The organism is Vagococcus humatus, from assembly GCF_003950325.1.
Lineage (GTDB): Bacteria > Bacillota > Bacilli > Lactobacillales > Vagococcaceae > Vagococcus_C > Vagococcus_C humatus.
The window spans coordinates 139,115-164,073 of record NZ_PXZH01000001.1 but is presented as its reverse complement, the minus strand read 5'-3'; the positions used below and the strand labels follow the sequence as shown (position 1 = coordinate 164,073).

Sequence of the window (24,959 nt, the reverse complement as noted above, 5' to 3'; positions counted from 1 at the left end):
GTTGCCCTACTCGCTTTCTTAATCCTATACTTTTAAAAAACGCCTCATTGAAAGAGTAGATCCTAATGAACCTATTACAACACCTGTTACAATCATAATAACATTGACTTGTAAAATTAAATCAGCTGGAGCGATTAATGAATAACCACTTGTCACTAAGTTTTTATTAATAATCAAGTACGCTTGCCGATAGCCAAATGTCATCATCACTGCTGGTAAAATCGATCCTAATAGACCAATCCACGTTCCTTCAAGGAAAAATGGCCAACGAATGAAACTATTTTTAGCTCCTACTAGTCGCATAATTTGAATTTCTCGACGTCTAGAGATAATCGTAATACGAATGGTGTTAGAAATTAAGAAAATAGCCACAAATAATAGAAGAACTGAGGCAATCAATCCCCATTTTTTAACTGCATTAGATATTTCGAAAATCTTATCTGAAGACACACCACCGTAGTCTGCTTTATAAACGTTAGCTAACTTAGTGGCTTTTTTCTGAATGGTTTTTGTTTGCTCCGGTGCATCGGCACTCACAATAAACACATCATATAACGGATTTTCATCTCCATCAAATAACTTCCACGTACTACCCATAGCTTCAACTAACTTGTCGTATTGTTCTTTTTTACTAGAAAAAGTCACTTTTTTAACGTGAGGTAACTCTTTTAATTCAGTGTTTAATGCTTTTAATTCTTTTTTGTCTGTTCCGATTTCAACAAAAACTGATACATCTACTGCTTCTTCAATATCTTTGGCCAACTTAGTCACATTTAAAATGACTCCTAAAAAGATACCAACTAATACTAAAGTAACAGTTACCGCACTAACAGAAGCTAGTGTCATCCAACCATTTCGTTTTAAACTTTTTAAGCTTTCACCAATATGTCTAAAAAATGTTCTAATCATCGTAACCATACTCCCCTTCGATCTGGTCTCTAATAATATGACCATTTTCTATTGCAATGACACGATGACGAATCGTATTCACGATAGTACTGTTATGAGTAGCCATCAAAACAGTAGTGCCTTGGGTATTAATTTTTTCAAGTAGCTTCATAATTTCCCAAGAATTTTCAGGGTCTAAGTTTCCAGTTGGTTCGTCAGCAATTAACACTTTAGGTGTATTCACAATCGCTCTTGCAATAGCTACCCGTTGTTGTTCTCCTCCTGATAACTCACTAGGAAAAGCTCTTACTTTATGTCTTAACCCAACTAAATCTAGCACTTCCATTACCCGTTTTTTTATTTCACGAGGTTTTTTACCGATAACTTGCATGGCATAAGCAACATTTTCATAAACTGTTTTTTTCGGTAAAAGTTTATAGTCTTGGAAGACTGTTCCAATCTCTCGACGCAAATAAGGAACATTGCGATTTTTAATTTTAACCAAGTCATAGCCACAAACATTTAGTTTCCCCTTAGTGGCTTTTTCTTCTCGATATAATAATTTTATGAATGTTGATTTTCCAGCTCCACTTGGTCCAACTACATACACAAATTCGCCTTGATCAATTTTTATACTGATATTGCGAATAGCAGTGGTTCCATTAGGATATTTCTTCATTACATCCTTCATTTCTATCATGTTATTCTCTCCTAATCTACTCGTTGCCTAATCGGCCTTCCCTATTATACCATTGGTTTATTATCAATCCGATAACAATTCATTACAAACTTGTATCAAATCATACAAGTTCAAGACACTTTTCCTATTCAGATAGTTTGGTGCGCAGATAAGCATCAATAAACGGATCAATTTCTCCGTCCATTACATTTTGCACATTTCCCGTTTCCAAAAGGGTTCTGTGATCTTTTACCATTGAGTAAGGATGGAAAACATAAGAGCGAATTTGGGAGCCCCAACCAATTTCTTTCTGTTCTCCCCGTAAAACAGCTGCTTCTTCTTCTTTTTTTTCCACTTCTAGTTGATACAGTTTAGATTTCAACATACTCATGGCTTGTTCTCTATTTTTAAGCTGAGAACGTTGCGCTTGGCTAGAAACCACAATACCTGTTGGTAAATGAGTAATTCTGACAGCAGACTCAGTTTTGTTGATATGTTGTCCGCCAGCTCCACTAGCTCTAAAGGTATCGATCTTTAAATCATCTGAATTAATGTCCACTTCAATACTATCATCTAACTCAGGCATAACTTCAACAGAGCTAAAGGATGTATGTCTTCTTTTAGCAGAGTCAAAAGGAGAAATCCGAACTAACCGATGAACCCCTCGTTCTGATTTTAAATACCCATAAGCATTTAGCCCTTTCACTAAAATAGTAACACTTTTAACTCCAGCTTCTTCCCCTGCATTATAGTCTAAATATTCAACTGAAAAGTCGTGGTGACTGGCCCATCTCGTATACATTCTTAATAACATGTCTGCCCAGTCTTGGGATTCTGTTCCACCTGCTCCTGCATGAATTTCTAAAATAGCAGGACTGTGATCATAGGGTTGATTAAGTAATTGAGTCAATTCATATTGCCCTAATTGTTTTTCAAATGCTTGATACCTGTCTATTAATTCCTCTTGTAGATCAATATCATACTCTTCTTGTTGCATTTCTAGCATAACATCAAGTTCTTCTTGTTCTGTTAAGAGAGCCTGAAAGGTTTGATACTTATCTTTCAGTTCATTGGTTTCATTAATAATTGTTTGGGCCTGTTGATTATCATCCCAAAAATCAGGTGAAGCCATTTTTTCTTCGTTACTAGCAATATGTTCTTCTAGATCATCTAAGTCAAAGAGACCTCCTTAATCCAACTACTTTTTCACGGGTGATGTCTAGAGCACTCCTTATATCACTTAATTCAACCATCTTGTTTCCTCCTTTAAAAATAAAAGAAAAGCATTGCGGTTTGATCAATCAAACCGCATGCCTTCAATCTTAACTTACATATTTTTTCCGTGACAATTTTTAAATTTCTTTCCACTTCCACATGGACATAAATCATTACGGCCTACTTTTTGTTCTACTCGGCGTGGTTTACGTTTTTGATTACTGTCCACTTTGCCAGTTTCTTCCGTTGGGCGAACAGCTTCTCCTTGTGCCACTTGTTGACGTTGAACATTTTGACGAATTTCAGACTTCATAAACAAACGAGTTACGTCAAATTCAATTGCACCAACCATAGCATTAAACATCTCATAGCCTTCTTGTTGGTATTCAACTAATGGATTATTTTGACCATAAGCCCGTAAACCAATAGATTCACGTAATTGATCCATTGTATCAATATGATCTGTCCATTTCGTATCAACTACACGTAAAATAACAATTTTTTGAAACTCTAACATTTGACCAGGATCGACTAGTTGTTCTGCTTTTCGGTCATAAACAGCTTTTGCTCGGTCAAATAATAAGGTTTGAATTTCTTCTCTTGTTTTACCTTCTAAATCAGAAACCGTTAGGCTATCTTCATGGACTAAACAAGCTCCAGCAAAGTCAACAATACCTTGTAAATTCCAATCAGCCACTTCTTCTAATTGAGTATGATCTTTCACATTACGTTCAATCGTCCGTTTAACCATGCCCATTAACACATCAGTTAAATCATTTTCTTCCATAATCACTTGGTAACGTTGTGAATAAATCACTTCCCGTTGTTCTCTCATAACGTCATCATATTGCAACACGTTCTTACGAGAATCGTAGTTGTTTCCTTCCACTCGTTTTTGAGCAGATTCCACTTGACGAGAAAGCATTTTACTTTGAATTACTGCATCATTGTCTTCAATTTTAAATTTTTCAAGCATAGCTTTCACTCGGTCTGATCCAAAGCGGCGCATTAAATCATCTTCTAGTGATAAGTAGAACTGAGAAACCCCTGGATCTCCTTGACGACCAGAACGTCCACGTAACTGGTTATCAATACGACGAGATTCATGTCGCTCTGTCCCAATAACTGCTAATCCGCCTAACTCTCTTACTCCCATGCCTAACTTAATGTCTGTCCCACGACCAGCCATATTAGTCGCAATAGTGACAGCACCTTGTTGCCCAGCATTTAAAATAATTTCTGCTTCTTTAAAGTGGTTTTTCGCATTTAACACTTCATGAGGAATGCCTTCTTTATCTAATAAATGAGATAAATACTCAGAAGTTTCGACTGCTACGGTTCCCACTAGAATTGGTTGACCATTGCGATGTCTTTCTTTAATATCCTTGACTACTGCTTTAAATTTACTGTCTAAAGTTGGATATAAAAGGTCTGGTCGGTCATCCCGAATAACTGGTTTATTAGTTGGAATTTGTATAACTTCAATGTTGTAAATTTCTCTGAATTCTTCTTCTTCTGTTTTAGCTGTACCAGTCATCCCTGATAATTTTTTGTACATTCTGAAGTAGTTTTGGAAAGTAATGTTAGCCATTGTTTTGGTTTCATCTTCGATTTCTACTCCTTCTTTGGCTTCAATCGCTTGGTGCAGACCATCAGAGTAACGACGACCATCCATAATCCGTCCAGTAAACTGGTCAACAATCAAGACTTTGCCTTCTTGAACAACATAGTCAATGTCATTTAACATAATATAATTAGCTCTTAACGCATTATCTATATGGTGAGTTAGGGCAGTATTATCAATGTCGTATAAGTTTTCAACGCCAAAAGCTTCTTCTACTTTTGAAATACCTTCTTCAGTTAGAGCAATTGTTTTAGACTGTACGTCGATTTTGTAATCAGCTTCTTCTTTGAGTTGTTTTACCACATGGTCTGCTCTTGTATAAAGGGCAGTAGACTTTTCAGCCTGACCTGAAATAATTAACGGCGTTCTAGCTTCGTCAATTAAAATAGAATCAACCTCATCCACTAAAGCATAGTTAAGTGGACGTTGAACCATTTGCTCTTTATAAACCACCATGTTATCTCGTAAATAGTCAAATCCTAGCTCATTATTCGTACTATAAGTAATATCACAAGCATAAGCTTCCCGTTTTTCTTCAGAAGATTTAGCATTGGTATTTAACCCTACTGATAAACCTAAAAAGTTATAAAGTTCACCCATCTCACTTGCATCTCGACTAGCTAAGTAATCATTGACAGTGACAACATGAACCCCTTTACCACTTAACGCATTTAAATAAACAGGCATAGTAGCAGTTAAAGTTTTACCTTCCCCTGTTCTCATTTCTGGAATATTTCCATCGTGTAAAACGATCCCACCCATTAATTGGACTTTATAGGGATATAAACCTAAAACACGTTTAGCTGCTTCACGGCAGACAGCAAATGATTCATATAACAAATCATCTAAAGTTTCTCCTTTAGCTATCCGTTCTTTAAATTCATCTGTTTTAGCACGCAGTTGATCGTCTGTTAAAGCTGCAGTGGCGTCTGCTAATTGATCAATTTTATCCGCCATTTTTTCTAAACGGTGAATTTCCCGTTTATCACTTTCAATTATTTTCTTTAGGAAATTGGTCATGCTTCTAATCCTTTCTCATCTATCATTCTCATATTTATAGTCTTTTCTATCTATATTAAACTAATCTATCTTTTTTATTCTAGCATTATTCCAGAAAAAATGAAACAAAATCTCCAAGGTTTCCTATATATGTATTTTTTTCACTGATAATCAGCTTTCCCCTTTCATTTTTCCTGTTTTTGCCAGCAAAAAAGGCAAGAACACTTGGTTCTCACCTTTTATTTTTTAACTTTTAGATTTTTTTAACTTAATCTGTTTCGATTAAACCATATTTACCATCTTTACGACGGTAGACAATACTAATGCCATTTGTTTCAGCATCTTCAAAGATGAAGAAATTATGACCAAGCATGTTCATTTGTAACACCGCTTCTTCGCTGTCCATTGGTTTTAATGAGAAACGTTTTGTTCGAACGATTTCTAGTTCTTTTTCTTTTGGTTCAACGTCTCCCTCTAGATTATTTAAAAAGACAGCAGCTGATTGTGTATCTACCGCTGTTTCGCGTAATTTGCGGTTAATTCTTGTTTTATATTTACGAATTTGTCTTTCTAATTTATCCGCTACTAAATCCACACTTGCGTATAAATCATGAGAAGTTTCCTCTGCTCTTAGTACGATATAAGGTAGTGGAATAGTTACCTCAACTTTCGCATTTTTATCTGGATATACTTTTAAATTTACATATGCTGTTGTTTCTGGAGTTCTTTCTTTGTCGAAGTAACGTTCAATTTTAGTTACTCTTTTTTCGACATAATCTCTAATTGCATCTGTTACCTCAATATTTTCTCCTCGAATATTAAATCTTAGCATAGCAATTACCCCTTTCATCTACCATATAAAGGAACTAGAAAGTGACACTTGTTTTTCTATTCCTCTTAAATTCATTATACCTAAAAAAAACAATAAATACAACAAATGTTCACTTTAATCTAGATAAAAAAGCATTTTTCCTGTTTTTTGTTAGCTGTTTCAGAAAACGCATTTATAATTACTTTATCCCCTAGCTAAGGAACACGTATTGATTTCAATCTCACCAATTTCTTGTAATGTTTCTATCGCCCAATACATTGTCCTTCCTGTTGTATAAACATCATCAAAAATAATAAAACTCATAGGGCAATCATCTTTCATATCGGTTATCATCTGTTTATTTAGTTTAAATGGATTTGTACCAGATATTCTTTCCTGTTTTGTTTTACTTGTTTGACTATCACTTTCTATCGTTCTTAAAATCAAATTTTTATAAGGAATCTTAGCATATTTTAATAACTGTTCTACTTGATTGAAACCTCTTTTTTTCATACGGTTTTCGGAGATAGGAATAGGTACAAAAATAACATTTTTATAATTTGATAAGAAAAGATATAACTGTTTTTGAAAGCTATGGGCTAATTGTTTATTCCCTTGAAATTTATACTGATGAAACCATTCTTGTAAACTGGGGTTATATACTAATAAACTTCTATGACTCCCTGAATAATGAGGATAAAGTTTTTGCCAGTGACGACAATCTAGACACACCTGTTTTTCAGTTATTTTCTGGCATCGTTGACATTGAGGTCCTTGGCTATTTTTTTGCCAAGTAAATAACTGCTGGCAAGAAGAACACATACTAGTAGGTAACAAAGGTGACCAACTAAAAACATCTTGAAATGTCAGAGGATCATAAAAATCTTGCTGGCATAATAAACATTGATTCATCTATCAATCATCCCTTTTTTTATTGCTAACTGATTATTTTTTTTGATTTCTTGTAATGCTTGCCACATATGAATGGAAACACCGTCATGAATAAAGTAAACACAACCTGTTGAAAAAACTGGATGGCGACCAACACGCCCAGCTATTTGAACAAGTGTGGCTGTTTGATAAACAAGATGATTACTTCCAATCACTAATACATCAATATCTTTAAAGGTAACTCCTCTTTCTAAAATAGTGGTAGTTAGTAAAACATCTACTTTTCCTTCCCTCATTTGAGTAATTTTCTCCTGTCTATGTTCATCTTTTGCATGGACAGATAATAGGCATTTATTCGGCCAACGAAAGCGTAAGACTTGTAAAAATTGTTCCATCCACTGAATATTGGGACAAAAAATCAACATGCTTCTTTTATGTCTAAATTGGTGATTAAACAAAGACTCAATGGACTTAGGCCAAGTATGTTTTAATAACTTTTTTCGCCAATTCCAAAGCCAGAGAAACTGAGGTACGGGTAATATTTTCCGGTGATACCTAGCTGGCAGATGACTGTAGCCCATTTCACCTTTAATGACTTGGGTTAATAATTTTTTAGAAGGAGTGGCCGTTAAATACACTAACTTACTGCTTTTCTTTAACGAGCGGGTAACTGCTCCTTCTAATAAGGGATTTCCTGAAAAAGGATAGGCATCTACTTCATCAATAATTAAATAATCAAAAGCTTGATAAAACCTTAGTAGTTGGTGCGTGGTACAAATAACTAAAGAAGTATACTGATAGACTGCTGTTTTATCCCCATACAGCAAAGCTATCTGCTCTTTTGGAAATACTTGTTGTACTCTAGGGTAAAGTTCTAAACACACATCTACCCGAGGTGAGGCAATTCCTACTCGAAACCCTTTAGAAAGAGCTAGCTGAATACTTTTAAATAGCATCTCCGTTTTACCTGCCCCTGTTACAGCGTGAACTAAATGACAGGACTGGTTATTGGTTAAAAAATCAGTCAATTGGTTGGAAATCTTCTTTTGACCTTTAGATAGTTGACCTTGCCAGTTAAATGGAACCAATCTGGCTGTTTGATGTTTTTCTGGTAAATGGTAAAGAAATTGATCACTTTCAATTCGGCCTAACTGAATACAACTAGGACAATAATAAAATTGACGATAAGGGTTCTTAATCAGGACTTTCTTTTTATCATGCCAAGTATAACAACGATTACATCTAACTTGATGCTTTTTCTGAGACATGGCTTTGACTTTGACTACTAGAGGACTCAAGTTTTTTCTTTCCTTTGGTTTTAGTAAAATTTTTCTACCATATAATTCTTACTCCAAAAAACCCCTTCCTTTCTAGATAAGCCCTTTTAAGAAAAGATACTCTAAACAGCTAAAAAAACACCTAAAAATTTGTTATACTTACTTATAAAAGGAGGTATTTTATGCTCACTGAAACATTTATCCAATCAACAGATCAAGAAACTCCCATCCATGTTGCCACTTGGACCCCAACAAAGTCACCTGTTGCTATTTTACAACTGGTTCATGGCATGAGTGAATATATCACTCGTTACGATGAGTTTGCTAACTTTTTAAATCAACACCGAATTTTAGTTGTAGGTCATGATCACTTAGGCCACGGCTTGTCCATTCATCCTGAAAAAAAATTATATGGTTATTTTAACGAAACAGATAGCGTTAACTGTTTAGTCGAAGATTGTTACCAAGTTTTCCAGCAAACCAAAGAAACCTACCCTCACTTACCTTATTTTATTCTAGGTCATAGTATGGGCTCTTTTATTACTCGTATTTTTCTAACTAAATACGCCTCTGACCTTCAAGGAGCCATTATTATGGGGTCTGCTAGTCATCATACTGCTTTACCTTTAGCCTTGGCTTTAACTGAAAAACTAAATGAACTAGATCCAACAAATGAAAATCCAACATTAAATAAACTAGCCTTTGGTTCCTTTTCTAAATTTTTTGACTCTTCTTCACCTTTTTCTTGGCTATCTAAAAACCAACAAAACGTTAAAACTTATGAAGCAGATCCTCTAATGGGATTTGTTTTCACTAACAATGGCTTTCATACCTTATTTAGCCTAATGAATCAAGCCACACAAACTAATTGGTATCAAGGTATTCCTAAGCATTTACCTATTTTACTGATTAGTGGAGAAAAAGATCCAGTGGGCTCTTTTGGAAAAGGACCGGTAGCTGTTGCCAATGAGTTAGCTCAAGCTTCTTTTGAACAGATTACCTTACAACTTTATCCAGATTTAAGACATGAAATCTTAAATGAAAAGGAAAAAGAATTAGTCATGACTGACATTTATACTTGGCTTACGAAACATGTTTAAATGCCGTTTTAGCCCCAAAAAAAGCCCTTCAAAAGATTAACCTTTTGAAGGGCTTTTTCTATTTAACTAATAAAAATTAGCCTACGTGTGTATTATTTCGCGTACACTTCAATTTGAGCTTTTTTAAACACATTAATTAATTCAGACGGACGATCATAAAATTCTACTAATGGTTTAATTTCTTGTCCATCATTTAACTGAATCGCCTCTTCTGGCATAACAATACAATTTCCATCAAAGTCTACAGTGATTTCTTTTCTATTTTTCAACTCTAAAGTCACATGACGATAGCCAATTAACTGAACAGTATGAGATCTTCTTAAATCAGGTTTTCTACGAATTTCATTACTACCATAAGCAATGTAATGCATGATACGAGTTTGTCTTTTTTTACCATATACTAATTGATGCTTGTCAACATTTTTTTCTACTGTGTAGGGGTAAATGATTTGTGTATCAATATCTATAAAAGATCCTGACACTGTTTCTTGACACACCGGAAACAATAGATAAGGTTCTATCTCGATTCTTACTTTTTTGATTTCAGTTAACGGAATTTCTGTATGATCTTTTAATAACACATTTGTTCCATCAAATAATCCTTTAATTGGTTCCATAACTATCCCTCCCTTATTATGCGAGAACTCTTAGTTACATTTTACACATAAAAAGATCCTTTTTTCAATAGGTTCTTACAAACTTATCAATAAGCTCTCATATTTCACTAAAAAAGCCAAGGAGATGGTTTTATCTCCTTGACTCTGACATTCTTACTTATTTTTCAATAGTAATTTCTAGAATAGCCTCGCTAGCAGACACGGCTTTTTCAGTAACTGCTGGCATTTCTTTTACTAAATCCATATTAGTGATAACCACCATAGTAGTAGCAGGTGTTTGTGTTTCAGCTAATTTAGCTAAATCCATTGTAGCTAACTTAGTTCCTTTAGCAATTTTATCCCCTTCTTTAACAAATACTTCGAAAGGTTCACCTTTTAGCTCAACTGTATCAATTCCCATATGAACTAAAATTTCTAAGCCACTTTCAGTTACCATTGTCATGGCATGCTTAGTTGGGAAAACACTAACAATTTTACCTGCAACAGGAGCAAATACTTCTGATGAAGTTGGTTCAATTGCAAAACCATCTCCTAACATTTTTTGAGAAAACACACTATCATTAACCTGTGTAATCGGCATTAAAGTTCCATTCATAACGGCAAACATTTCTGTTTTTTTGTTCTTTTTAAAAAAGTTAAACATAATTCATTCCTCCAAACTCATTAATCTTGTACATTGTATCATAAACTATCTAGATTTACTCTATTTTTTTCTCTTTCCTTTGTTTTTTATCCAAACTGGTACTAGGAAAGAAACCTTTACTCCCTTATTGGAATATTCTATACTAAATAAAGAAAGAGGTGCCTTTATGTTAACAAGTTATCAAACGATTAAAGAAAACGGTCAACATGAAATTGACATCAAAAAATCACGGTTTATTTGTTCTATGGCACGAGTTGAAACAGAAGAGGAAGCCAAAGACTTTATTCAAGCCGTTAAAAAAGAACATTGGAAAGCTACTCATAACTGTTCAGCTTTTACCTTAGGGGATAAACATGAAATTCAGCGTAGTAGTGATGACGGCGAACCTAGCGGAACTGCTGGAGTGCCTATGTTAGAAGTATTAAAAAAACGAGACCTAATCAATACAGTGGCAGTGGTTACTCGTTATTTTGGCGGTATTAAATTAGGAGCAGGTGGCTTAATTCGCGCTTATAGTAGTGCAGTTTCTGAGGCAGTCAAATCAATTGGGGTAGTCGAAGGTCGTCTACAACAAGAAGTTTTCATCACAGTCGATTATGCTCAGCATGGAAAATTAGAACACTTTTTAGAAAACAGTCCTTTTTCTGTTAAAGACACTGTGTTTACAGATCAAGTTAAAGTCGTGGTCATGGTTCAGGAAGAACAAGTCACAGACTTTGAAAAACAAGTGATTAACTTACTCAGTGGTCAATGTCAAATTTCTACTGGTGCCACCGTTTATTTTGAATATGCAGTGCCTTATTAAACGTAAACTAGATGCGGAAAAATCCGCATCTATTTTTGTAAGTAAAATTCAAAACGACTGCCTACATACTGAGACCGAACATATTCAAAAGGAATACCGTCTTTAAAATAAGAAACTTGTCTCACTTTTAAAATAGCTTCTCCTTTTTTCATCTCTAAATATTCGGCTATTTTTTCAGCCGCTATCATGGCAGAAATCGTTTGATTAGAAGTGCCAATTTCATGATGCCCTTTTTCCCCTAGTACATGATAAAAAGATTGGGTAATTTCTGCTTTATTGTAGTTTTTAATTAAGCTATAAGGAATACTTGTGACCTCAAAGCAAATAGGAATGTCATCTGCATAACGAATTCTTTCCATCCGCAAAATTTTATCATGACCGGTTAATTGCAATTTTTCTTGCTCACTAGAGCTAGGTTGTGTCACAAAGTAAGCAATCACTTTACTAGAAGGAACTTTCCCTTGTGATTGGATAATATCAGTAAAACTAGTTGTTCCTGTCATCCACTCTTGAACTTTTTGTTTTGCTACATAAGTACCAGAACCAATTTTTCGCTCTAATACCCCTTCATCTGCTAAAGTTTGAATGGCTTGTCTTAAAGTCATTCGGCTCACCCCAAAACGTTCAGCTAATTCTCGCTCTGAAGGCAGTCTATCTCCCACTTGCCATTTGCCTGCTTCAATTTCTGTGCGGATTTGATCATGTATTTGTAAATAAATAGGCATCGTATCTTTTATCATTTATCATTACTCCTTTATCTTGACAGATAAGTGTTTTAAGCTGAAATAAAAAGCTGTCTCTATTATAACTGGTATAGACAAAAACTCAAATACCCTGTGAAAAAATTAACGACTATTCTTGCTAAAAAAGCTTTCGGAAAATACCGAAAGCTTTTTTTTAATGGATTTCGCAAGCTTTTTTAGCTGTAGCCATCATTAGTCGAATACGATTTAACTGATTAACAATAGAAGCTCCTGGATCATAGTCAATCGGTGAAATATTCGCTTTTGGAAAACGTCGCCGTAATTCTTTTACAACCCCTTTTCCAACAATATGATTAGGTAAGCAGCCAAAGGGTTGTAGACAAACAATATTATTAACATCATGATGAAGTAACGCCATCATCTCCCCAGTTAAAAACCAACCTTCTCCTGTATGGTTTCCAATGGATAAAACAGTCTGTGCTTCATCTGCCAAATCATAAATAGAATCTAATCCTCTAAAACGCTGAGAATTTTCTAAAGCTTGGCTCATCGGTTTTTGACAACGTTCAATACACTCAATCCCAAAAGTTGCCAACCATTTATTTTTAATAGGAAGGCCTAGTTGATCGTGCTTCCAAATTTGATTATACATGGAATAAAGCATAAATCCTGCTATGTCTGGCACAACTACCTCTGCTCCTTCAGCTTCTAACAAACGAACAATGTCGTTATTAGCAATGGGTGAATATTTCACTAAAATCTCGCCAACTACCCCTACTTTAGGTTTGGTTACCTCATGTAAAGGAATGCGGTCAAAATCTTGGACAATCTCTTTCATCCATTTATTAAACTGTCTAAAAGAACCATTCTCAACATTATCTTTTATCTTAGCTAACCAAGTTTGATGTAACTCATCAACGCTTCCTTCCACTAATTCGTAAGGTCGCGTGCGGTAAACTACTCGCTCAAACAAATCTCCATATAAAAAGGCGATAGCTAAGCGTTTCATCAAAGGCAAGGTTAATTTGAAACCAGGATTAGATTCTACACCTTTATTCCCCATAGAAACAGACACCACTGGAACATTAGAAAAACCAGCTTCATCTAGGGCTTTTCTAAGTAGAGGAATATAATTAGTTGCCCGGCAACCTCCGCCTGTTTGGGTCATCATTACACTTACTTTGGTTAAGTCGTATGCCCCACTTTGCAAAGCTTCAATGAGTTGTCCAATAGAGATAATGGCAGGATAACAAGCATCGTTGTTGACATATTTTAAGCCAACATCCATAGCTTTAGGATCTTCTGCTGGTAAGCACACCACTTGATAGCCTGAAGCGTTTAGGGCAGTATCAACTAGACCCGCTTGATGAATCGGACTAAGCATTGGTAGTAGTAAGGTATGTTTTTTCCGCATATCTTTTGTAAAAGTTATTTTTTCAGGCATGTCGTAGCGTTTTTCTGGTATTATATTCTTTTTATCTCGCTCTTTAATTGAGGCCTTCAACGAGCGTAATCTAATCCGTATAGCTCCTAAGTTAGAGCCTTCATCGATTTTTAAAACGGTATAGACTTTGCCGTATTGTTCTAATATTTCTTCCACTTGATCGGTTGTTACCGCGTCTAACCCACAACCAAATGAGTTCAATTGAACCATTTCAAGTTGGGGAGACTTAGCCACCACTTTAGCTGCTGCATATAATCTGGAGTGGTAGACCCACTGATTGACCACTCTTAAACCAGCCACATCTTCTAAATGAGACAAACTGTCTTCCGTTAAAACATGAAAGCCTTCTTGAGTAATCACATTGGCAATGCCATGATTAATTTCAGGGTCAATATGATAAGGGCGACCGGCTAACACAATAGCTTTTTCTCCTGTCTGGTTTAGTCTGGCTAAACATTCTTCCCCTTTTTGCTGGATATCTGCCTTAAATTGATCCATTTCTTGATAACCATGACGAACTGCCTGTTTCATCTCTTGTTTAGAAATTCCAAAATCTTTAAATGTATCCCATAACACTTGAGTTAAGGCTTCTTCATTATCTAAATTCACAAAAGGATTCCGGTAATCTATTTTTTTCGTCCTTAAATCATCAACATTATTTTTAATCACATCGGTATAACTTTGTACAACAGGACAGTTAAAATGATTGTCTGCTTGTTTAGACTCTTGTCGCTCAAAAATAACTCCTGGATAAAAGATTAAAGAAAGGCCTTTATCAATCAATCCTTGAACATGACCATGGGAAATTTTAGCAGGATAACACACTGTATCACTAGGAATACTATCCATTCCTTTTTCGTAAACCTCTTTGTTCGAACGAGGAGATAACACCGTCCGAAAACCTAAATCAGAAAAAATGGTGTGCCATAACGGATAGTTTTCATACATGTTTAATACACGAGGAATCCCAATTTCTCCGCGAAATGCTTCTTTTCTTTTTAATGAACGATACTGAAAGAGTTTTTTATATTTATAATCCACCAAGTTGATTTTTTTATCTTGAGTGGTCCTTTGAACTCTAGCTCCTCTTTCACAGCGATTACCTGTAATAAACTGCCGGCCATCAGAAAAGACTGTTACTGTAAGTAAGCAGTTATTTTCACACAAGCCACAAGGAGTAAATTCATTTTTAGCTGTTAAACTTTCTAACTCAGCTTGAGATAACAAAGTAGTTCGGTCCCCTGGCTGGGTATTTTCTTTAGCAATAATTGCTGCTCCGTACGCTCCCATTAAGCCCGCAATTGTTGGCCTAACCACTTCTCTCCCACTGACTAACTCAAACGCCCGAAGAACGGCTTCATTATAAAAAGTCCCACCTTGACACACAATTTTTTTTCCTAATTCTTCAGGTCGGCGAATTTTAATCACTTTATAAATAGCATTTTTAATCACAGAATAAGAAAGACCTGCAGAAATATCTCCTACAGAGGCTCCTTCTTTTTGGACTTGTTTTACTTTTGAATTCATGAAAACGGTACAACGAGAACCTAAATCTACTGGATGAGTGGCAGCTAAAGCTTCTTTAGCAAAATCTTCTACTTCATAATTCAATGATTTCGCAAAAGTTTCGATAAATGAACCACATCCAGATGAACAAGCTTCATTTAGTAAAATGGAACTGAGTACCCCTTGTTTCATTCGCATGGCTTTCATATCTTGGCCACCAATATCTAAAATAAAATCAACACCTGGTAAAAAATAATTAGCTGCCTTGTAGTGAGCCATGGTTTCTACCTCTCCCATGTCTATTTTAAGGGCATGTTTAATCAGATGTTCCCCGTAACCTGTCGTTGCGACCTTACCAATATAAGCCTCTTTTGGTAACTTTTGATAAATATCTAATAAAATACGAATAGTGGTTTCTAAAGGCTGACCATTGTTATTGCCATAAAAATCATATAAAATCTCATTTTTTTCATTCATTAAGACGGCTTTTGTCGTAGTCGAACCTGCATCAATCCCTAAGTAAGTCACTCCTTTATGCTCACTTAAATTAGCATAATGTACCGTGGCTTCTTGGTGTCTTTGACGAAATGCTTTTAACTCTGCTTCATCTTTAAATAAAGGAGTCAAACTATGAGTGGGTCTCAGTTGCTCGGTGTGATCTTCTTTTAACCGAGTCACTAAGGTTTGTAGTGTAAGGGTTTTGTCATTCTCTCTAGCATAAAGAGCTGCTCCGTAAGCCACAAATAATTGAGAATGATCTGGGAAAATAACTTCCTCACGGGTTAAATCTAGGGTTTCAATGAACCGTTGCCGTAATTCACTCATAAAATACAAAGGGCCACCTAAAAAGGCGACATTTCCTTGAATTTTCCGTCCAGCAGCTAAACCGGCGATAGTCTGATTGACCACTGCTTGGAAAATACTCGCAGCTATATCTTCTTTTCTTGCCCCTTCATTAATCAACGGCTGAACATCTGTCTTAGCAAAAACCCCGCAACGAGACGCAATCGGATAAATTCGCTCATAATTTTTAGCCAGTTCATTCATGCCCGCTGCATCTGTTTTAAGTAGCACAGCCATTTGGTCAATAAATGCGCCTGTTCCTCCAGCACAAGTTCCGTTCATCCGTTGCTCTAAGGCTCCGTTAAAATAAGTGATTTTAGCGTCTTCTCCCCCAAGCTCGATTGCCACATCCGTTTCAGGAATTAGGGTTTCAACGGTTTTTGTACAAGCAATTACTTCCTGAATAAAGGGAATGTCTAATACCTCGGAAAGACCAATCCCACCAGAACCGGTAATACTTAATTTTAAAGGAATATTGGCATCCATCTGCCTCATCCCTTCTGTTACAATTTTTTCAACCGCTGTTTTCACATCGGAATAATGTCGTTCATATTGACTAAAGATTGTATGATACTGCTCATCGAGGATTACCAATTTTACAGTCGTCGAACCTACATCAATACCTGCTATATAATTCATCTTCTGACCTCCATCCTCTTTTCCAACTACTATTGTCTCAAAGTCGCTGCTAAACTACAAATAAGCAACACCTTGTTGAATAACAGACAATTTGTTTGATATAATTATTGTAAAAAGAAATCCTACATTTTACAATCATCAAAATTTCAATTTTTGTGGGTTAAGCAACAGATTAATAAAATATGTTGCTTAATTAGCTATTTTTTTCACAATAAAGGAGAGAAAAACATGGATTTAAGGGTTAGACGAACTAAAAAATTAATTGTAGAAGCTTTTATTCAGCTCATTGAAGAAAAAGGCTACGATAGCATTACGATTCAAGATATTGCTGATAAAGCTATGATTAACCGAGCCACTTTCTATGCTCATTTTAAAGATAAAAAAGATTTATATGAGCAACTGCTACTTTTAGCAGTAGATTCTTTTGCTAGTATTTTAAATTCAATTCCTGTTATTGAAGGAAATTCCTTACAACTAAAAAAAGTGCAACTATCATTAACTCAAGTCTTTAAAAAAATTAGACATAACCAAGAGTTTTTCCTGACTTTAACAGAAGGAACCTCTGCCTTACTTTTTAGAGAAAAACTGTCAGACCTGTTATACAGTCAATACGAAGAAATTTTTAGCAAACTAAAAATAACTGAAAGTGATATGGAAGTGCCGATTGATTTTATCATTGAATACATGACCTCTATTTTTATCGGAACCGTTCACTGGTGGGTCAAAACTGACTCTGACTTTCCACCAGAACATATGGCTAAATTAGTCATTAAACTAGTCGGAAATGGCCACTTAACCGTCTTAGGTATTGAGGTAGAAAAATAACCCAATGCCTATTTGTGTTAGGCATTGGGTTTTCTTATACTAAGTTAACATTTCTAAAGCTTGATTAGCTTGTAATAAAATCAGCCGAACACTGGTGACTGGTTTACCAGTTGCTTTTTCTAAGGCTTGTTTATACAAATAAAGTTGTCCTTGATATCTTTTCTTGAGAGTTAAAAGATTTTCTGACAAATTAGAAGGGTTAACAAAATCAGTTTTATAATCATATAAAATCAATTGATCCGGTAGTTGAATATACCCGTCAATAATTCCGTGAATTAGGACATCATCTTGTTCATTTTCAGGATAATCTTGAAATAGATTTTCAGGTCGCATCAACATTGAAAAAGGTTGCTCTCTTACTATGTGTTGATGATGTTCTACCATAAACTGACCAAATTCACTATTAAAAAACGCCACTAACTGAGAAAAATCAATGTGTTGAACTACTTCTTCTGACATGATTTTTTGTTCAATCAATTGCTGAGCTAATGTTACAAATAGCTGTTCATCTGGTGTTTTATCTAAAGGAACTTGTTGCAATAATAAGTGAGTGGCTGTTCCAATTTCAGCAGCTGTCACTTGTTTTTTCTGGGATAAAAATTTAGGCACTGCTAGTTGTTCTTCTGTAAAACGATTTTTACCTCTAGGTTGTCTTTCTTGTAAATCTAGTGACAATAAATCCACATTATCAGGGTCTTCAAAGACTCGTTTAATTTCAGACACACTTTGATAACTAGTTGTTTGGCTAGCTAACTGATAGGGATAGTGATAAGTTAGCCGCTTGTAAGCCTGTTGATACAGTCTTTCATCTAAATCTTTACGGTCTAATAAAACAGCTGATTGATCTAAGTTTTCCTTAGAATTAGCTAATTTAGCTATGTCCTGTGGCTGATAAAATTTAATCTGAAATGACACAGGATAGTGATACAAATCAGCTAATTTAATCACCGGATACTCTTGCTGCATGTTGTCTGCTATTTCATGACGAACTAAAGTATACCCTACCCAGTCCAGTAAATTTTGGCATTTTAGCCGGATATCTTCTGGTAGTACTCGTTGATGAGCTTCTCCCACTTGACACCAACGTTGCCAAGCTTTTTCTTGACTGGCCACTGTTCCAACTAAAAATAGTTTTTGTTCTGCCCGAGTCAACGCCACATATAATTTCCGCATTTCTTCTGCTAATAATTTTTGCCGTTTAAAGACTTTTAACGCCATTTTAGGTAAACTTTCATACACTTCCCGAGCTGCTGTATCAATGTAGTCAATCCCCGCCCCTAACTTATCATCTAAAACATAGCGAGTTTTTAAATCTTGGGTATTAAACTGTCGACTCATATCTAGTACAAACACCACTGGAAACTCTAAACCTTTTGAAGCATGAATAGTCATCACTCTAACTGCATCTTCGTCTTCTGACATAGTGGTTGGTTCTGCCAAATCCTTATTTTTTTCCTGCATTTTTTCAATAAAACGAACAAATTGAAATAGCCCTTTAAAACTCATCTCTTCATAAGCATTCGCTCGGTGATATAAAGCGTGTAAATTAGCTTGGCGTTGTTTACCTGCTGGAAGCCCTGCTACAAAATCTAAAAAGCCAGTATCTTCATAAATTCGCCAAATAAGCTGGCCTAACTGATTTCTTCTCGCTAGTTCACGCCAGTCAGTAAACAAAATATGGAATCGCCGAAGTTTTTGATAACGAGGTTGATCGGGTTCTGCTTCTTTTAAATAAGCCAACACTGCCTGATAAAAATCATGCTCTTTCTCATATAACCGAATAATCCCTAAATCATTTTCTTTTAGCCCAACGATTGGTGAGCGTAAAACTGAGACAAACGGAATATCTTGATACGGATTGTCAATGATTTGTAGCAAAGAAACCATGGTTTGAATTTCAGTGGCTTGAAAGTAGTTTTGGGTATCATTAACATGCAAGGGAATGCCTAATTGATTAAATTGATCCAGTAACACTAGATTATTCTTTTTCGTAGGCGTTAATAACACAATATCTTTATAGCGAACAGGCCGCTGTTCTTTTAGTTTCTTATCATAAATCAAATAACCACTTGTCACCAACTCTTGAATTTTCCGTCCAACTAGTTGGGTTTCCCCTTCAGTTTTATCATCCAATTCAAAATCAATCGTTAGATCTGCCACATCTTCTGTCACTTCTGCTCCTTTTTCATAAAGTAACATCTCTACCTGAAACTGATCTGATTCAGGAAATTCGGTGAAGCCATTAACTAATTCCGCTGACTGATCATAAGCAATTTGACCTACCGCCTCGTCCATTAACTGGGTAAAGACAAAGTTGGTAAAGCTTAACACTTCTTTTCTCGATCTAAAATTTTCTTGTAATAAAATCCGCCGGCCAGACTGATTTTCCCCAAATTTTTGATACTTGGCAATAAATAAAGAAGGATCTGCTAGACGGAAAGAATAAATAGACTGCTTAACGTCCCCTACCATAAATAAATTTCCTGGCTCAGGCTCTGGCGTTCGTAACCAATAGAGTAAGGACTCTTGGAGTTGGTTAATATCTTGATATTCATCTACTAACACCTCAGAAAACTTTTCTCGGTAATAATGAGAAGCTTCTGATGGTTCTAATCCTTGTTCACCTGAAGTTGCTAAAATATCTAAGGTAAAATGCTCTAAGTCATTAAAATCCACTAAATTTAATTCTTTTTTTCGCCGCTTAAACCGCTGATAAAACTCAATGGAAACTAAACTAAGAGTAGCCACTCGGTCTTTAGATTGTGCCATAATTTCTAGCAATTTTTTAGGTGGAGCCTTAAAAAAAGTATCAGCCAATTTTTGAATGGTTTCTTTATTTTGATTCCGAAGCGGTTTAACTTGTTCGAATAAATCTTTTAAAGAGTCGTAATATGCTTCATTTTTAGCATTTTTTCTAGGACCATTAAACCGGTCATATTCAAAACCAGTGACTGCTTCATAAGCTTGGTCTAACTGATCTGTTTCAATATACTGTAATAAATTATCCATCAAGTGTTGTTCTTTTTGTAACATCTCTTTTACTTTTAAAAGCTGTTCTTCCCCGTCTACTAAGCTAAGGGCTAATTTTCCTTGATTTGCCGCAGATAACACTGTACTGTGAAGGGTTTTCTTTAGAACTTCTTGATAAATTTTAGTGTCTGATAACAGTTGACTTTCAGGTACTTCATACAAATCAGACAAGCCAGTGAGCCAAGCCACTGGATCTGGATGGGAACGAGCAAAATTATGCAAAGTAAAAATAAGTTGCTCTAATCCTCTATCAGTTCGGTCATTAGAAAAATTTTCCGTTAAATCATAAAAAGGCTGCTGCATGCTAGCATATAATTCTTCTCGTAATTCATCCCAAACATCTTCTTCTAACAACAACATTTCTGTTTCATCTGTTAATAGTCGAAACACCGGATCAATATCGATTAGATAATAATACTTCCGAATAACTTGTAAACAAAAGGCATGTAGCGTACTAATATTAGCAGTTGGAATTTTAGCAATTTGTTCGATAAAATGCTGTTTGGTGTCCCTATCCGTTTCTTGACTAATCGCTTCTTGAATGGCCTTTTGAATCCGTTCTTTCATCTCTTTAGCCGCAGCTTCTGTATAGGTCACAATCAGTAATTCATCTAAATGAGTCCCTTGTTTAATTTTTTCAATAACTCGGTGTACTAAGACCATTGTCTTGCCTGAACCTGCTGAAGCTGAAATCAACAAATTATCCCCTGAGTCATAAATAGCCTGCCACTGAGAGTCAGTAAATAGACTATTATTAGGTTTAACTGGTATGTGTGTTGTCATGTTCTTCCCCCTTTTCTTCTACAGACAACCGGTCTAATACATCTTCTTTAGATAGATTTTCTAAACGGTGATAGTTGTTTTCTTCTAACATCACATCAAATTGACAGACGCTTCTAAAAGGACAATACTCACAAGCTATTCGTTTACGTTGGCTATAAGCTGGGTTTAATCTTACCTTTCCTTCATAAATAGCACAACCTGCCTCTTTAAACTTCCGCCGGTTATGTTTCACTAATAAATCAAGTTCTTCTTCTTTAACATATTGTTTAGAACTATAAGTAGCATTCTTTTTCATCTGATAAGGATAGACTAAAGAACTTTCTTTAGGCTCTAAAGTCACATCTAATTGCTCTAGCAAATGGTCATCTTCTACTAACAACCCTTTGTACTGAAAATTCTTCAATTTTTCAATTTGCTGCTGTTCTGGTTGTGTATACCCATCGACTAAGGGATTTTGAATATGTAAATAAAACGCACCTGCTGGTTTTACTTGGGTTTCTCCTAATAATTTTTTAGCATTTAATAAAGCGACATCTAAATAGGTAATCATCTGCATAGCAATTCCGTAATACAAATTTTTATAATCTAAACCGTGAGGACTAGATTTATAATCAATTACTGCTAGATAAGGAGGGGTTTCTTTTAAATAATCTACTCGGTCAATTTTTCCCCGAATATGTAGCTGATGCTCTTGATCTAAATCAAAGACTAAGCCACTTAACCCTTGCTCACTCATAATTTGACCAAACAACACTTCTGTTTGAGCTGGCAACATACCAGAACGTTGACTTTGTTGTTGGAGAATATGCCCCATTTCCCGAATAGTTTTCCCTAATTGATACTTGATGTAGCGCATACGATTAGAAGCTTCTAAAATAGCAAATTTACTTTGACCAAATACTTCTTGCAACACGTTTAACGTTAACTGTTCTATTTCAGCCTCATCTAAATTTTTCAAAGCTAACCCTTGTCCTATGACTTGCTTCACAAAAATATCTAAGGCTTCATGGTAAAAATCTCCTGTTACAGCTGGAGTCAAATCAAACACGTCTCGCTCGCGAAGTTTTAATCCATAGGTCATAAAATAACGATATTCACATAAATGGAAGCTTTCAAATTTAGAAACAGAGCCATGAATATTCTGGCCATATATTTTTTCGACTAAGTCTTTATCCAACGTTTCAGGAATATTTTTAAATAACAAGCTACTCATGACTTGTTTCATAATAGGGGCTACACTAGACTCTTGTTGTGCTTTTTTTTCTAAAGCCAACCACATCATATCTACTGTTTGATTGTTTTCAATAGCTTGTCGTTTAACACTAGTCAAATCAGAGACTAACTGCCGCCAAGTGCTAATTCTATCAGGCGAAAAAGTGACATGTGGTTCTGCTTCTACAATTTCAACTGGAACACCAAACTGTTGATGAATACGGGTGACATAAGGAGAAGCTTGACAATCTTTCAGGTGTTCACTATTGCTAGGATAGCTCACATATAAATACTCCTCAGAAGACTCAAAAGCTAAATAAGCAATATAAGGCTCTTTAAATAAATCTACCGTCGTTTGTTTGACTAAATATTTATTCTCCGGTAAGACCTCTGTAAATTGTTGCCGCTCCTCATCTGATAACAAGGTTTTATTTTCAATTTTTTTAGGCAGTTCCCCGTCTAATGCTCCAATAACAAAAGTTACCTTGTTTTTAGTACTGTGAACTAAATCAAATGAAGATACTTTTACTTGGTCAATGGCAGTAGGAACTTTACTATAAGTTAATCCTTCTAAGCCTGATAAAATAATCTGTTCAAACTGAGCCAAATCAAATGCTGTTTCTCCTAATATCTCTACATATTCATCTAGCAACTGAATAAAGGCTTGCCAAGTTTGTTCATGAACTTTAGCTTCATCTAGCTTACCTTGCTCAATACATTGATCCCGCCAAAGTCTTAACATCTGTTCTACACCAATTTCCACCAAAAAGTGATACAAAAGACTTGCACCTTCTTGACCAGTTGTTGCCTGTTCTAATTGAGTAAAAAATGGGGACAAAGCGTGAGCTAAATCAGTTCTAACTTGATTAGACACTTGTTGCACAGTCTGATAAAAGTCATCTTCTTCTCCTTGTTTCTCATAAGGAATATAGACCCAATCTTCCTCTTTTAACCAATCAGACCCTTCATACCCATAAGCTAGAACCACATTTTCCGTTAAATCAACTGCCAAACGGTAATCATCTCTTACTTTTTCCCACTCTGCTAACTGGTTATCTTCTAACCTTGGGATAAATAGCTCTGTTCTTAAAAAACGCATAATATCTCGGTACCTAAAATAACGCTTGTGGATTAAAAATAAACTATCGATTAACTCTACAAAAGGATGATGTTTCATCTCTAAATTTTGATTGAGATAAAAAGGAATGTGATGTCGGTTAAATACCGGTGGAATGATTAATTCATACAAAGGTAAATTTCGCGTCAAAATCTCAATATCTTGATAACGAATGTGTTTCTCTGCGACTAACTTTCTAATTTCTGTCGCAACTTGATTGATTTCACTATAAAGAGACTCACATTGCCAAATGCGAATGTTTTCCTGGGTTTTATCTACAAATACTGATTGTTTTTGACTAGGCGTCACTCCTTGGGTTTGTCGCCAGAACTGATCCAACTTCACTAAAGAATGCTCTGGGTTTTTAGGAGTTAACCGTTGATCTCTTAACACTGGTACTTGTAAGTATCTTGCTCGGTGATAAAGCTGATAATACATTTTTTTCACATCATGAAACATATCAAAGGGAACGGGTAGTTGATCCACTGACGCCTCATCCATCACTAAAGAAATTTTTATTTCCCCAGCTTGTTCAAGCAAAGCTTCGATTAATTCTTTCTCTCTAACCGTTAATCTAGAAAAACCACTGACAATAAACATAATATGACTAAGATCTTGTTTTTTTAAATAGTTAGCTAGACTTGTAATCAACTCTTTACTCCCTACTTCTCGTTCATTTAATAGCTCTAAATAAGCGGTATATAGTAGCTGAAAGTCTGCTAGTTTTTTACTCAAGTCTTTTTCTTGTAAAGACTGGCCTAATGCTGCTTGAAACCCTTCTAAATCTGTCACATCAATTTGACTATCTTGTAATTCTAAAAATAAGTCTGCTAACTTTCCAATAAAACCAGGTTGGTCAATTTCACCTTGAAAAGCGACTAACGCTTCTTTTTGATCTAATAAAATTTTTCTAAGCAACATATGTAAGCCTGCTTCACTTAGTTGATTAGTGGGATACATCCCTGTATATTGTAAAAAGTACCAAGCCAACCTAGTAAAACTGAATACTTGCAGTCTTGTAGAAGCAACGGTTTCATTTTCTAAAGACTGAGTGGCTTGCCTAAACTGTTTTAACACACTTACTTCTGTTTCGAATTTAACATGGTTAGGCACTAAATAAAAAACTTCATGAGACTCATCTTGCTGAAGCCAATGAGTTGCATGAGCCACTAAAGCCTGTTCATGCCTACAACATGCCGGTCCGTAAATAAATTGTAAAGCCATCTGCTCACTTCCTTTTTAAGTTACTAAAGTTAGTTTATCATACTCTAATAGAGAACAAATAGGACAAATGCTCCTTAAAGAGT

At 35.5% G+C, this 24,959-nt stretch carries 16 protein-coding genes; 3 read left to right on the top strand and 13 right to left on the bottom strand.

The features are described 5' to 3' along the window. Positions 1–24 precede the first annotated feature (24 nt). The 7 genes from ftsX to C7P63_RS00775 form a co-directional block, all read right to left on the bottom strand. A complete protein-coding gene (gene ftsX / locus C7P63_RS00805) occupies positions 25–909 on the bottom strand; it encodes a permease-like cell division protein FtsX (protein ID WP_125942260.1) in 885 nt (294 codons plus the stop codon). Beyond that, complete coding sequence (ftsE, locus tag C7P63_RS00800) at positions 902–1,588, bottom strand: cell division ATP-binding protein FtsE (RefSeq protein WP_125942259.1); 687 nt, start codon at positions 1,586–1,588, stop codon at positions 902–904. The genes ftsX and ftsE overlap by 8 nt, the downstream gene beginning before the upstream one ends. Positions 1,589–1,712: 124 nt before the next feature. Further along, positions 1,713–2,820 (bottom strand): peptide chain release factor 2 gene (gene prfB / locus C7P63_RS00795; protein WP_125942258.1). Its coding sequence is split into 2 segments (ribosomal slippage): positions 1,713–2,744 and positions 2,746–2,820, totalling 1,107 coding nucleotides; the frame shifts between segments, so codons are not numbered across the junction. 74 nt (positions 2,821–2,894) lie between these two features. Next, on the bottom strand, positions 2,895–5,426 hold the full coding sequence (gene secA / locus C7P63_RS00790; protein WP_125942257.1) for a preprotein translocase subunit SecA: 2,532 nt from the start codon (positions 5,424–5,426) through the stop codon (positions 2,895–2,897). A 247-nt stretch (positions 5,427–5,673) separates the two neighbouring features. Further along, the gene (gene hpf, locus C7P63_RS00785) at positions 5,674–6,237 is read right to left on the bottom strand and encodes a ribosome hibernation-promoting factor, HPF/YfiA family (protein ID WP_125942256.1); all 564 of its coding nucleotides are present in this window, start codon (positions 6,235–6,237) and stop codon (positions 5,674–5,676) included. A 183-nt stretch (positions 6,238–6,420) separates the two neighbouring features. Further along, a complete protein-coding gene (locus tag C7P63_RS00780) occupies positions 6,421–7,128 on the bottom strand; it encodes a ComF family protein (protein WP_125942255.1) in 708 nt (235 codons plus the stop codon). Continuing rightward, complete coding sequence (locus C7P63_RS00775; protein ID WP_125942254.1) at positions 7,125–8,405, bottom strand: ATP-dependent helicase ComFA; 1,281 nt, start codon at positions 8,403–8,405, stop codon at positions 7,125–7,127. The genes C7P63_RS00780 and C7P63_RS00775 overlap by 4 nt, the downstream gene beginning before the upstream one ends. Positions 8,406–8,566: 161 nt before the next feature. Here C7P63_RS00775 and C7P63_RS00770 point away from each other — a divergent pair, with 161 nt between their 5' ends. Beyond that, a complete protein-coding gene (locus C7P63_RS00770; RefSeq protein WP_125942253.1) occupies positions 8,567–9,484 on the top strand; it encodes an alpha/beta fold hydrolase in 918 nt (305 codons plus the stop codon). A 92-nt stretch (positions 9,485–9,576) separates the two neighbouring features. On the opposite strand, the gene C7P63_RS00765 is transcribed toward C7P63_RS00770, so the two are convergent. Together C7P63_RS00765 and C7P63_RS00760 are read right to left on the bottom strand one after the other, a co-directional pair. Further along, on the bottom strand, positions 9,577–10,101 hold the full coding sequence (locus C7P63_RS00765) for a hypothetical protein (RefSeq protein ID WP_125942252.1): 525 nt from the start codon (positions 10,099–10,101) through the stop codon (positions 9,577–9,579). 157 nt (positions 10,102–10,258) lie between these two features. Beyond that, the gene (locus C7P63_RS00760; RefSeq protein ID WP_125942251.1) at positions 10,259–10,744 is read right to left on the bottom strand and encodes a PTS sugar transporter subunit IIA; all 486 of its coding nucleotides are present in this window, start codon (positions 10,742–10,744) and stop codon (positions 10,259–10,261) included. A gap of 166 nt (positions 10,745–10,910) precedes the next feature. On the opposite strand from C7P63_RS00760, the gene C7P63_RS00755 reads away from it, so the two are divergent. Then, positions 10,911–11,549, top strand: coding sequence for a YigZ family protein (locus C7P63_RS00755; RefSeq protein WP_125942250.1), 639 nt, complete (start codon positions 10,911–10,913; stop codon positions 11,547–11,549). A gap of 29 nt (positions 11,550–11,578) precedes the next feature. Here C7P63_RS00755 and C7P63_RS00750 read toward each other — a convergent pair whose 3' ends face one another. Both C7P63_RS00750 and C7P63_RS00745 read right to left on the bottom strand, forming a co-directional pair. Continuing rightward, positions 11,579–12,289 carry a GntR family transcriptional regulator gene (locus C7P63_RS00750; protein WP_424580126.1) on the bottom strand — a complete coding sequence of 237 codons (711 nt, stop codon included), beginning with the start codon at positions 12,287–12,289 and terminating at the stop codon, positions 11,579–11,581. A 157-nt stretch (positions 12,290–12,446) separates the two neighbouring features. Beyond that, positions 12,447–16,685: a 2-hydroxyacyl-CoA dehydratase gene (locus C7P63_RS00745; RefSeq protein WP_125942249.1), complete on the bottom strand. Its 4,239-nt coding sequence runs from the start codon at positions 16,683–16,685 to the stop codon at positions 12,447–12,449. Positions 16,686–16,913: 228 nt separating this feature from the next. On the opposite strand from C7P63_RS00745, the gene C7P63_RS00740 reads away from it, so the two are divergent. Beyond that, positions 16,914–17,510 carry a TetR/AcrR family transcriptional regulator gene (locus C7P63_RS00740; RefSeq protein ID WP_125942248.1) on the top strand — a complete coding sequence of 199 codons (597 nt, stop codon included), beginning with the start codon at positions 16,914–16,916 and terminating at the stop codon, positions 17,508–17,510. 39 nt (positions 17,511–17,549) lie between these two features. On the opposite strand, the gene addA is transcribed toward C7P63_RS00740, so the two are convergent. Both addA and C7P63_RS00730 read right to left on the bottom strand, forming a co-directional pair. Beyond that, positions 17,550–21,323, bottom strand: a complete 3,774-nt coding sequence (addA, locus tag C7P63_RS00735; RefSeq protein ID WP_125942247.1) for a helicase-exonuclease AddAB subunit AddA — start codon at positions 21,321–21,323, stop codon at positions 17,550–17,552. Continuing rightward, complete coding sequence (locus tag C7P63_RS00730) at positions 21,301–24,876, bottom strand: PD-(D/E)XK nuclease family protein (protein WP_125942246.1); 3,576 nt, start codon at positions 24,874–24,876, stop codon at positions 21,301–21,303. The genes addA and C7P63_RS00730 overlap by 23 nt, the downstream gene beginning before the upstream one ends. Positions 24,877–24,959 lie beyond the last annotated feature (83 nt).